Below are 11,850 nucleotides of genomic sequence, written 5' to 3' on the forward strand. Positions count from 1 at the left end.
CCACCACCGTGTTTGCGGTGGTGGCCTTTTTGTTTGGTTGATTAACGGGCCAACAGCCGAGCTGGGCAGCATGCTGGCTGGTGGTTTGGCGCAGCGGATCTACTGCGCTGGGTCTTTGATAATTTCCTCGACCCGTACCTGCAGGCTCCCTTGTGCCAGGGTGGTGACGAGCTGGTCGCCACTGTTGACCTGATCGGCGCGGCTGATGACTTCGCCACGCGCAGTGCGGGTGATGGAGTAGCCGCGCCCCAGAGTAGCGAGCGGGCTCACCCCGTCGAGGCGGGCGGTAAGCATGGCGAGGCGGTGGCTTGCCAGATCCTGGCGCTTGGCAATCAGGGCATGAAGCCGCTCCTCGGCCAGCTGGTGGCGGCGCTTGCCAGCTGCCAAGAGGCGCTCCGGACTTTTTCCCTGCAGGCGCAGCTCAAGGTTGGTGAGGCGCCGCTCTCCCTGATGCAGCCGCTGGCGCAATAGCTGCTGCAAACGGGTGGAAAGCTCGTCGAGGCGCTGGGACTGTTGCTCCAGCCGCCGCTTCGGATCCTGATGGTCGAGCCGCTTTTGCAGCAGGATGAAATCGTGGCGGGCGGCGGTCTGCTGGCGGCTCATCGCCTGCAGCAGTCGCTGCTTGAGGTGGACGAGGCGCTGGGCACGGGCGCTCTGATCCGGCGCCACCAGCTCGGCGGCGGCCGACGGGGTAGGGGCGCGCAAGTCGGCGGCAAAGTCGCTGATGGTGACATCCACCTCGTGGCCCACCGCGCTCACCACCGGGATGGCAGAGTGGGCAATGGCACGCGCCACCGCCTCTTCGTTGAAGCACCAGAGATCTTCGAGGGAGCCGCCGCCGCGCCCGACGATCAGCACATCCACCTCGGCGCGCTGGTTCGCTTTGGCGATCGCCGCGACGATCTGGCTGATGGCGGCGCTCCCCTGTACCTGAGTCGGGTAGATAAAGACCGGCAGATCCGGCGCGCGCCGTTTAAGCACCGTCAGCATATCGTGCAGGGCGGCACCTGTGGCGGAGGTGATAAGGCCCACCGCCCGCGGTTCACGGGGCAGCGGCCGCTTGCGGGCTTCGTCAAACAGCCCCTCGGCGCCGAGACGGCGCTTGAGCTCTTCAAAACGCAGCGCCAGCACGCCATCGCCTGCGGGCTGCATCGACTCGATGATCAGCTGGTAGTCGCCGCGCGGCTCATAGAGGGAGACCCGCGCCTGCACCAGCACCTGCATGCCATCCTGCGGGCGGAAGGCCACCCGCCGGTTGTTGCCCTTGAACATGGCGCAGCGCACCTGGGCCGACATGTCCTTGAGGGAGAAGTACCAGTGGCCGGAGCTTGGCATCGCCAGATTGGAGAGTTCGCCGGTCAGCCACACCAGCCCCAGATCCTGCTCCAGGATCATGCGCACGGCGCTGTTGAGGCGGGTGACGGTAAAGACCTGCTGCTCGCGGCCGTTCGCCGCACTGGATGGGGTAAATCGGTTCAAAGGTGTACCTGTGGTCTGCCCCGGCGGGGCCGGGATAAAACGATGGCCGCTATCTTACCCCAGCACGGGGCAGGTGCCGAGCCTCTATCGGCCCGAGCATCCGATATCGTCCTTGCAGGGTTTTCATTCGTTCTGCGGTTGGCTGACAAAGGCGATCTTGTGCAGACCGTGGCGAGACGCCGCTGCCATCACGTTGGCGATGGTGCCATATTCGACCCGTCGGTCGATGCGCAGCTGGATCTCGGGCAACTCGCCGGGAGCTTTGCTGGCGCTCTCCATGCGGGCCAGCAGCGCCGTTTCATCCACCTCCTGCTCGTTCCAGTAGGTTTTGCCCGTGCTGTCGATGGAGAGGGTGATCGCCTCCGGTTTGGGCTGATTGAGCTGGCTGCTCGCTTGGGGCAGATCGAGTTTGACCGCGTTGGTGAGCAAGGGCGCGGTGATCATAAAGACGATAAGCAGCACCAGCATCACATCGATCATCGGGATCATGTTGATTTCGCTGAGGGGCTGCTCATCCTCATCGCCGGGTAGGGAACCGAATGCCATTATTGGCCTCCCGTTTTGGCTGAGCGCCGGGCAAGGCGGGTGACATTGCTGGCAGCCGGTTCAAAACCGGTCAGCAGCAGGGCAAACAGGTCGTGGGCAAAGGCATCTAGCTCACCCATAAAAAGCGGCCCCAAAGGGCCGCATCAGATTTATGGTTGGGCCATCACTGTTGGCCCTTCTTGATTGTTTCGGAGACCAGATTGGACATATCGAAACTGGTGCCGCCTTGCACGGGGGGATATTTCACCAGCGTCTTGAGGTGGTCACTGACAATTTCATTGACGGGGGCCAGCAACCACGACATTTTTTGCAACAAATGTCCCTGTGCATCGCGGGAGTCGTAACTCTCGAAAGGGTCGGCCCGCAGGTTATATATTTTGGGAACGGTCAAGGGAACCACATTGGCATAATAATCCTCCTTGGTGGAGAAGTGGAATTTCCATTGGCCAAGTCGCACCGCAGTTAGCTTGTCTTCGTAATAATAAAGAATGGAATCGCGGTTGGATTTATTGGTTTTCCCTTCCCAATAATCTAGGTTGTTGATGCCATCGATATATTGTTTCTTCTCTTTCATCATCTTGTCTGCGACATTGGTTTCACCTGCCGCTGCTGCAAGGGTAGTAAAGAGGTCTTGATGACCCTGAATACCGTTCAAGACGGTACCAGCAGGAATATGCCCCGGCCAGCGAACCATCATAGGTACTCTCACCCCACCTTCATAGGTAGACATTTTTTCACCGCGGAAGGGGGTGGTACCGCCATAAGGCCAAGAGGAGTGTTCCGGGCCATTGTCCGTGCTGTAAACAACAATGGTGTCTTTATCCAGCCCCTTTTTCTTCAAATAATCGAGTACGAGGCCAATATCATGGTCATGCTGCAGCATGCCGCTGCCATGATAGTCATATTCACTGGTGTACTCTTCCGCGGCATAACGCCATTTCTCATTGAGGCGGGTATACAGATGCATGCGGCTGGTATTGAGCCAGACAAAGAAGGGTTTGTTCGAAGAACCAGCTTTGTCCATAAAGCCCAGAGCTTTCGGGATCACCTCTTCTTCGTCAAATGCCTTCATCCGTTCTTGGGTCAGCGGGCCTGTGTCGGTGCATTTCTGTTTGCCTACTTCGCCAAAACGTGGCTCGACCGTTTTATCTTCCTTCGTGGTGGCGTAGCAGTGCAGTACCCCTCTGGTACCAAATTTCTGGTCGTACTTCTCGACGGATCCGGAATAATCCTTGGCAAATCGCTGGTAGTCCCGTTGCTCGGACTCTTCCTGGGTGTTGAGGTGGTAGAGGTTGCCAAAGAACTCGTCAAAGCCGTGAACCGTGGGTAGGGAGAAGTTGTGATCGCCAAGGTGGTTTTTGCCAAATTGTCCGGTGGCATAGCCCTGTGCCTTCAACACTTCGGCCAATGAAGGGGAGGCGCTTTTCAGACCCAGCGAGCCCCCTGGCATGCTGACTGTCGTCATGCCGGAACGAATGGGGTATTGGCCGGTGATAAAGGCTGCCCGTCCTGCCGTCGAGCTGGGTTGGGCATAATGATCGGTAAACATGGCCCCTTGCTGGGCAATGCTGTCAATATTGGGTGTCCGGTAACCCATAGTGCCCATGCCGTAGGCACTCACGTTTTGCCAGCCGATATCATCGCCAAAAATGACCAAAATATTTGGTTTTTTTGCTTCTGCGGCATGCAGCGATGGCACGACGGACATTGCCGTGAGCATCGCGGTCGCGATAAGCGTTTTACGCATGATAACTCTCCTTTGTTGTATTGAAATAAACAACGACTCTGCCTTTTTTCAATTGGCCGAATTATCAAGTGAGATAACCCAGCGCTTTTAAAATACGAACAACATCTGGACCTATATGGTCAAAGAATCGATAAAGCCCCTGGCAAAGATAATTCAAGCCAGGTTCACCCGTTTTGGTATTAATGATTCGGTTCTTGGGACACTCTCCCCAACATAATTTCAGATAATTGCAGCTGCGGCACTGCGCAGGCAATGATGCCTTTTTATTCATGCCAAATTGCTGCTGTACGCTGGAAAATGCCATATCGCCGAGGTGGGTATGCAAGATATTGCCGATGCGATAGTTCTCATAAACGAAATGGTCGCAGGAAAAAACGTCACCGTTATGTTCAATGGCCAGCGCCTTGCCGCAAAATTCTGACTGGGTACAGGTCTGGGCTGGCATACCTGCTGATTGGGCTATCACGGTTTCAAACAGATTAACGTGGACAGTTCCAATGTCTTTTTGAAACCACTCATCCCAGACCTGGCAAAGGAAAGCACCGTAGTCGTCAGGATCGACCGACCAGGCGGTCACGATGGAGAGAGGATGGGCCGGGGTCGCCCGGGCGTCACCCTGTTTTGGCTGGCTTTTGGCCGAGAGCAGAGAGGGGGCTTGAACCTTGAATGCCTGCGGCTCGACCGCCGGAGTAAATTGGACCCGAGTTGCCCCAACCTCATCGACCAGAAAGCGATACACGGCAACCGGATGCAGGGCATTGAGCCGGTTGACGACGCATAACGCGGCAAAGGGGATGTCGGCCTCACGCAGGCGTCGGGCTGCCATCATGACCTGATCGAAGGTCGACTTGCCGCTGCGGCTCTTGCGGTAGGCATCGTGCAGGGAACGAGGCCCGTCGATGGATAATCCGACATGAAAACCGTGGGTTTTGAGAAAGGCAATCCAGCCATCATCCAGTGCAATGCCGTTGGTCTGCAGGTCGTTGCCAATGTATTGGCCGGGTTTGGCATAACGTGTCTGCAGTTCAACAATGCGCTCAAAGAATGCCAGCCCCATCAGCGTGGGCTCACCTCCTTGCCATGAAAAGATCACCTCATCACCGGTCTGGGCTTCTATGTATTGGCGTATATGCTGCTCGAGCACACTGTCGTCCATCCGAGCGTGTCGTTCGTGGCCCAACAGTTCACTTTTATGTAGATAGAAGCAGTAATCGCAGTCGATATTGCAGCGTGCGCCGCCGGGTTTCACCATGGTGTGGAAGCGATAATGGCGTCCGGCCGGAAGAGGAGGTAACTGCAAACTGGGTTGGCTCATGAAATCCTCTGCTAAACAGTGTGATGAATATCCAGAAGGTGTTGTGATAGTCCCTCTGAGCTCCCGCTTATTGGGTCTGGATGTGCGGCACTGGGTCGTAATACATCAAGCTGAACGGATGCAATCTGGCTTTCAAGGAGGCCATGTCGGTGATATCCAGCCCTCCGCGCCGAATCGTGATCTCGCCCGTTCGAGCCAGCTCTTTTAGCACCTCATTGACTCTGGGGCGGCTGATTCCAGCAATCTGGCTGAGCTTCTGCTGAGTAATTTGCAATGAGGAGGCAAAGGGATCTGCCGCGGTATTTTTGGCGACCAGCTCCAGCAAGACATAGGCGATGCGGGTAGTCAGACAAAAAAGAGTATTGCTCCCCATCTGCAAACTGATACGCACTACTTGCTGGGCGATATGAAACAAAAACTTGAATACTTCCGGGTCTTTCTCGGATAACGATTCAACATCTGCTCTGGGAAATAGCCACAACTCGGTCGGCCACAGTGTTTCATAGCGCTCGGAGGGGGCGTAGGCCGGATTATGAATTGACTGTGTGCCCAGCCAGCAGCCCCGTCCAAAAATAAGGCCAAGGGAGTTGCTCATGCTGGCATTGGCTGCATAGCCGACAAGACAACCGGATGACACATAGATCACGCCCGGCAGACTGCCCGTCAGGCGCTGGCAATCAAATGGCTTTGCCAGTGCCAACAAGTTCGCCTGAGTGGATGGATGAAGCGCGCATGGCCAAGCAATGTCGTCGTTCATTATCGAGAGTCCTGTATCAGATGATCAGAGCCGATGCTAAGCCCCATTTCTCTTTGCCTGATCGGGGGACGTTAGTGACGGCTGAGTCAGTATATCCCGCCGAGATCGTCACCTCTGTTCCCGGAAGAACAGTTTGGGAAAAAACCGCTTTTTTATTTTCACCCTCAATTTGTGACAAACAGCAGTGGGAGTGAAACAAAGGAAATTAAAGCTCCAGCAATACCCCCAACTCCACTACCCGGTTGGCCGGGATATGGAAGAAATCGGTCGCCTTGAGGGCGTTGCGATTCATCCAGACAAACAGCCCCTCGCGCCAGCGGGCCATGCCCGGAATATCGGTGCTGACCAGATTTTCGTGCGAAAGGAAGAAGGAAGTCTGGCTCATGGCGACTTTAAGGTCGTGCTGGGCACAGGCTTGAAAGATCTCCTCCATGTCGGGGGTCTCCTTGTAGCCAAAATGGGCCACCACTTGCCAAAAACCATCCCCGAGCTGTTTGAGCTGGACCCGTTCGCTAAAGGCGAGCCAGGGTTCATCTTTGATGCGAACGGTGAGGAAAATGATCCGTTCGTGCAGGATTTTGTTGTGTTTGAGGTTGTGCAGCATGGCGTGGGGCACCACCTTCTCGGAGCGCGACAAGAACACGGCTGTGCCCGGCACCCGCAGCGGCGGGTGCTCAAGCATGTTGTCGACAAAGCGGGTCAGGGCAAACGACTTGTTCTCCAGTTTATCGAGCACCAGCTCGCGCCCCCGTTTCCAGGTAGTCATCACCAGAATGGCGAGCAGGGCAAACAGAATGGGGAGCCAGCCGCCCGCCAGCAGCTTGGTACTGTTGGCGGCAAAGAAGGTGGCGTCTACCAGCAGCAGCGGCGCGCACACCAGCGCAATCAGCCAGCGTGGCCACTTCCAGCGTGTGGCGGCTACCACCATCAGCAGCAGGGTAGTGAGCACCATGGTACCGGTGACGGCGATACCGTAGGCGGCGGCCAGATTGCTGGAGGTCTGGAACCAGAGGATCACGATGACAATTCCCGCCAGCAGCAACCAGTTCACCAGCGGCAGGTAGATCTGGCCAATCTCCCGCTCGGAGGTGTGGCGGATCTCCTGACGGGGCAGATAGCCGAGCAGGATCGCCTGACGCACCACCGAGTAGGTGCCGGAGATAACCGCCTGCGAGGCGATGACGGTCGCCATGGTGGCCAGCACCAGCAGTGGCAGGGTGAGCCAGGAGGGGGCGAGCAGTTAGAAGGGGTTCTCGACGGTGGCGGGATTGCGCAGCAGCAGCGCGCCCTGACCGAAGTAGTTGAGCAGCAGGGCCGGCATCACCAGCGAGCCCCACGCCAGTCGGATGGCACCGCGGCCAAAGTGACCCATGTCGGCGTAGAGCGCCTCTGTCCCCGTCACGCAGAGCACCACGGCGCCCAGGGTAATGAAGGCAACACCGGGCCGCTCGACAATAAAATCAATGGCATAACGCGGATTGATGGCCTGCAGAATGACCGGATTCTGGATGATCTCGATGGCTCCCAGCAGGGCCAGCACGCCAAACCAGAGCAGCATGATGGGGCCGAACAACTGGCCTATCCCCGCTGTGCCGTAATGCTGGGCGCCAAAGAGAATGACCAGCACGATCAGGGTCACGGGGAGCACAAAGGGGGCGAGATCCGGGGCGAGCACCTCCAGCCCCTCGACGGCAGAGAGTACCGAGATGGCGGGAGTGATCACCGCATCCCCAGCAAAAAGTCCCACCCCGACCAGGCCAAGCAGCATGGCGATAGCACGGGCGCGGGGCGAGAGGCGGCGCGATGCCAGCGAGGCGAGGGTCAACACGCCCCCTTCACCCTTGTCGTCGGCACTCAGCACCAGCAGCACATATTTGAACGAGACCACCACCATGATGGTCCAGAAGAAGAGGGAGATGAGGGAGAGAACCTCCTGCGGGCCCGGCTGCAAACCGATGTGGCCGGCAAAGCACTCCTTGAGGGCATAGAGCGGGCTGGTGCCCAGATCGCCGTAGACGACCCCGAGCGCTGCCAGCGTAATCGCCGCCCGTCCTTGGTGAAGTTGTCGACCCATCATGAAATTCCATTTCAATTCAGCGTGTTAGTCATGATACGCAAGAGTCGGATGCAAAGGAACAGGATTATCGGGAAAGCATTTGTCAGCACGAAAACGGGCAATTTTTGCACCAGTGAAACCACCAAGGCAGAGAACGTTTCGTAGGTGCAACAGTGCAGTTTTATGCCTCCGAAGTGTGGCAATAGTGTGGCAATAACGGGGACCTGACTGCCTCTCCGAATCGGTGATTTTGCGGCTGTTTTTATCGGAAAAAGTGGTGGAAAAATAAGCGGTCTGGCGGCGCTGTTCGGGTGGTTTTGACAGGGAGAAGGGGAGCCATTCTGACCGCGCTGAGAGGGGCATCTGGCAAACGGGCAGGGTGCATAAAACACCACTTTGCCAACTCTTTTGCCCCGAAATGGCGGTTTTCGTACTGATAATCTTGGTTTTTTGGCGTTTTGGCCTCCTAAATGAGGGCTACGCCATAAAAAATTCAAAAAACTTCTTTACCAGTGACCAATCCGTGAGTAAACTTCGTCGGCAATATTTTACACCCCCACTTCCTCAACGGTGAGATATTGCCATGCTCAGGATTGCCAAAGAAGCGTTAACCTTCGACGATGTACTGTTGGTTCCCGCCCACTCCGAAGTTCTTCCCAATACTGCCGATCTGCGTACCAAGCTGACCTCCGCCATCAGCTTGAACATCCCGATGATCTCCGCTGCCATGGACACAGTGACCGAAGCCCGTCTGGCTATCGCACTGGCCCAGGAAGGCGGTATCGGCTTTATCCACAAGAACATGTCCATCGAGCAGCAGGCTGCCGAAGTGCGCAAGGTCAAGAAGTACGAAAGCGGCGTGGTCACTGACCCCGTTACCGTGCGCCCTGACATGACCATCGCCCAAATCAAGGAGCTGAGCCACAAGAATGGCTTCGCCGGTTACCCTGTGGTGACTGACGGCAATCAGCTGGTCGGTATCATCACCGGCCGTGACGTGCGCTTCGTGATTGACCTCTCCCAGACCGTTGAACAGATCATGACCCAGAAAGATCGTCTGGTCACCGTGCGTGAAGGGGCCCCTCGTGAAGAGGTGGTTGCCCTGATGCAAAAGCACCGCATCGAAAAAGTGCTGGTGGTGAACGCCGACTTCAAACTCAAGGGCATGATCACCGTTAAAGATTTCCAGAAAGCCGAGCGCAAGCCCCACGCCTGTAAAGATGACAAGGGTCGTCTGCGGGTCGGTGCTGCCGTCGGTGCCGGTGCCGGCAACGAAGAGCGCGTCGCCGCGCTGGTGGAAGCCGGTGTTGACGTGCTGCTGATCGACTCCTCCCACGGCCACTCCCAGGGTGTGCTGGATCGCATCAAAGCCACCCGCGAAGCCTATCCGGATCTGCAGATCATCGGTGGCAACGTGGCGACCGCCGCTGGCGCCAAGGCACTGGTTGCTGCCGGTGTCAATGCCGTCAAGGTCGGTATCGGCCCGGGCTCCATCTGTACTACCCGTATCGTGACCGGCGTGGGCGTGCCCCAGATCACTGCCATTTCCGACGCCGTTGACGCGCTGGAAGGCACCGGTATTCCGGTGATTGCCGATGGCGGTATCCGCTTCTCCGGCGACATCGCCAAGGCCATTGCCGCGGGCGCCAGCTGCGTCATGGTGGGTTCCATGTTCGCCGGTACTGAAGAAGCGCCGGGCGAGATCGAGCTCTATCAGGGTCGCTCCTTCAAATCCTACCGTGGTATGGGTTCCCTGGGCGCCATGTCCAAAGGCTCCAGCGACCGCTACTTCCAGACCGACAACGCCGCCGACAAGCTGGTGCCGGAAGGCATCGAAGGTCGCGTGCCGTACAAGGGTCGCCTCAAAGAGATCATCCATCAGCAGATGGGCGGCCTGCGCTCCTCCATGGGCCTGACCGGCAGCGCCACCATCGACGACATGCGCACCAAAGCTGAATTCGTGCGCATCTCCGGCGCCGGGATGAAAGAGTCCCACGTCCACGATGTGACCATTACCAAAGAAGCCCCCAACTATCGGATGGGCTGATAAAACGGGGCCCTGCGCCCCGTTTTTCCACCCTTTTTTTATCCCGTGCCCTTTGTGACAACATCAGCCTGATGCAGGAATAAAATGACTAAAGACATTCACCAGCACCGTATCCTTATCCTCGACTTCGGTTCCCAGTACACCCAGCTGATCGCCCGCCGCGTGCGCGAAATCGGCGTTTACTGCGAACTGTGGGCCTGGGACGTAACCGAAGAGCAGATCCGCGAATTCAATCCGAGCGGCATCATCCTCTCCGGCGGCCCCGAGTCCGTCACCGAAGCGGGCAGCCCGCGCGCCCCCGAGTATGTGTTCAACGCCGGTGTCCCTGTGTTCGGCATCTGCTATGGCATGCAGACCATGGCCGAGCAGCTGGGTGGCAAGGTGCAATCCTCTACCGAGCGTGAATTCGGTTACGCCAAGGTGGAAGTGCTGGGCGAAGCTGGCAAGAGCAGCGCCCTCTTGCGCAATATCGAAGATGCCATCGCCGACAACGGCAATGCCCTGCTGGATGTCTGGATGAGCCACGGTGACAAGGTCACCACCATTCCGGCCGACTTCACCACCATCGCCCGGACCCCGACCTGCCCCCACGCGGCCATGGCGTGTGAGGCCAAGCGCTTCTACGGCGTGCAGTTCCACCCGGAAGTGACCCACACCCGTCAGGGTGCCCGGATGCTGGAGCACTTCGTCAAAGACATCTGTGGCTGCGAATGCCTGTGGACCCCGGCCACCATCATCGACGACGCCGTTGCCCGCATTCGCGAGCAGGTGGGCGACGATGAAGTGATCCTCGGTCTCTCCGGTGGTGTCGACTCCTCCGTGGTCGCCATGCTGGTGCACCGCGCCATCGGCGATCGCCTGACCTGCGTCTTCGTGGACAACGGCCTGCTGCGCCTGAACGAAGGCGAGCAGGTGATGGAGATGTTTGGTGACCACTTTGGTCTGAACATCATCAAGGTCGATGCCGAAGAGCGCTTCCTCTCTGCCCTGGCCGGTGTTGACGAGCCGGAAGCCAAGCGCAAGATCATCGGCCGCGTCTTCGTCGAAGTGTTTGACGATGAAGCGAAAAAGCTGAAAAACGCCAAGTGGCTGGCGCAAGGCACCATCTACCCGGACGTTATCGAATCTGCTGCCAGCAAGACCGGCAAGGCCCACGTCATCAAGTCTCACCACAACGTCGGCGGCCTGCCGGAAGAGATGAAGATGGGTCTGGTCGAGCCGCTGCGCGAGCTGTTCAAAGACGAAGTGCGCCGCGTTGGCCTCGAGCTGGGTCTGCCCTACGACATGCTCTACCGTCACCCGTTCCCGGGCCCGGGTCTGGGCGTGCGCGTCCTTGGCGAAGTGAAGAAAGAGTACTGCGATATTCTGCGCCGCGCCGATGCAGTCTTTATCGAAGAGCTGCGCAAAGCTGACCTCTACAACCAGGTCAGCCAGGCGTTCGCCGTCTTCCTGCCGGTGCGCTCCGTTGGCGTCATGGGCGATGGTCGCAAATATGACTGGGTCATTGCGCTTCGCGCCGTCGAGACCATCGACTTTATGACCGCCCACTGGGCTCACCTGCCGTACGACTTCCTCGGTCACGTATCAAACCGCATCATCAATGAGATCAACGGTATCTCCCGCGTGGTGTACGACGTTTCCGGCAAGCCGCCCGCAACCATCGAATGGGAATAAGCGGCTCGCGCCGTTCTGCCCTTCGAGCATAAAAATGCAAAAAGACGCCCTTGAGGCGTCTTTTCTTTTCTCAATCGTTTGCGCAACACATCTTCTTTTTTCGAGCAGCTTTTTCGCCACCTTGCCCCTGTCATATGTGACAGGGGCATTTTTGCCATCCCGCACTAGGCTCTCTCATGCCAATTGAGCCCGCTGTCAACAGCGGCTTGTGGCTGGGGGGAGGGCTGAT

The 11,850-nt window shown here is 57.7% G+C and carries 7 protein-coding genes and 1 pseudogene; 2 read left to right on the forward strand and 6 right to left on the reverse strand.

Annotated features, from left to right (window positions below; all coding sequences use genetic code 11):
- Window positions 1-99: 99 nt before the first annotated feature.
- The 6 genes and pseudogenes from xseA to G5306_RS01405 all read right to left on the reverse strand — a co-directional run bounded on the left by xseA (window position 100) and on the right by G5306_RS01405 (window position 7,936).
- Complete coding sequence (xseA, locus tag G5306_RS01380) at window positions 100-1,479, reverse strand: exodeoxyribonuclease VII large subunit (protein WP_421312134.1); 1,380 nt, start codon at window positions 1,477-1,479, stop codon at window positions 100-102.
- Window positions 1,480-1,602: 123 nt separating this feature from the next.
- Complete coding sequence (locus G5306_RS01385; protein WP_421276656.1) at window positions 1,603-2,025, reverse strand: ExbD/TolR family protein; 423 nt, start codon at window positions 2,023-2,025, stop codon at window positions 1,603-1,605.
- A 163-nt stretch (window positions 2,026-2,188) separates the two neighbouring features.
- A complete protein-coding gene (locus tag G5306_RS01390) occupies window positions 2,189-3,772 on the reverse strand; it encodes an arylsulfatase (RefSeq protein ID WP_421312136.1) in 1,584 nt (527 codons plus the stop codon).
- A 64-nt stretch (window positions 3,773-3,836) separates the two neighbouring features.
- Window positions 3,837-5,087: an anaerobic sulfatase maturase gene (locus tag G5306_RS01395; protein ID WP_421312138.1), complete on the reverse strand. Its 1,251-nt coding sequence runs from the start codon at window positions 5,085-5,087 to the stop codon at window positions 3,837-3,839.
- 67 nt (window positions 5,088-5,154) lie between these two features.
- On the reverse strand, window positions 5,155-5,844 hold the full coding sequence (locus tag G5306_RS01400) for a Crp/Fnr family transcriptional regulator (RefSeq protein ID WP_270906190.1): 690 nt from the start codon (window positions 5,842-5,844) through the stop codon (window positions 5,155-5,157).
- A 205-nt stretch (window positions 5,845-6,049) separates the two neighbouring features.
- Window positions 6,050-7,936 (reverse strand): annotated as a pseudogene (locus G5306_RS01405) (potassium transporter Kup).
- Window positions 7,937-8,483: 547 nt separating this feature from the next.
- Here G5306_RS01405 and guaB point away from each other — a divergent pair.
- Both guaB and guaA read left to right on the forward strand, forming a co-directional pair.
- Window positions 8,484-9,947, forward strand: a complete 1,464-nt coding sequence (gene guaB / locus G5306_RS01410; protein ID WP_123173217.1) for an IMP dehydrogenase — start codon at window positions 8,484-8,486, stop codon at window positions 9,945-9,947.
- Between the two features lie 84 nt (window positions 9,948-10,031).
- Entirely contained in the window at window positions 10,032-11,621 is a 1,590-nt protein-coding gene (gene guaA / locus G5306_RS01415) for a glutamine-hydrolyzing GMP synthase (protein WP_107683111.1), read from the forward strand.
- Window positions 11,622-11,850 lie beyond the last annotated feature (229 nt).

Source organism: Aeromonas sp. 603404 (assembly GCF_049171775.1).
Classification (GTDB): domain Bacteria; phylum Pseudomonadota; class Gammaproteobacteria; order Enterobacterales; family Aeromonadaceae; genus Aeromonas; species Aeromonas veronii_A.

What these genes read in the sequence shown, in the direction of transcription:
- guaA (WP_107683111.1), top strand. Translation starts at nt 10,032, where the DNA reads ATGACTAAAGACATTCACCAGCACCGTATCCTTATCCTCGACTTCGGT.
- G5306_RS01395 (WP_421312138.1), bottom strand. Translation starts at nt 5,087, where the DNA reads ATGAGCCAACCCAGTTTGCAGTTACCTCCTCTTCCGGCCGGACGCCAT.
- G5306_RS01390 (WP_421312136.1), bottom strand. Translation starts at nt 3,772, where the DNA reads ATGCGTAAAACGCTTATCGCGACCGCGATGCTCACGGCAATGTCCGTC.
- guaB (WP_123173217.1), top strand. Translation starts at nt 8,484, where the DNA reads ATGCTCAGGATTGCCAAAGAAGCGTTAACCTTCGACGATGTACTGTTG.
- G5306_RS01385 (WP_421276656.1), bottom strand. Translation starts at nt 2,025, where the DNA reads ATGGCATTCGGTTCCCTACCCGGCGATGAGGATGAGCAGCCCCTCAGC.
- G5306_RS01400 (WP_270906190.1), bottom strand. Translation starts at nt 5,844, where the DNA reads ATGAACGACGACATTGCTTGGCCATGCGCGCTTCATCCATCCACTCAG.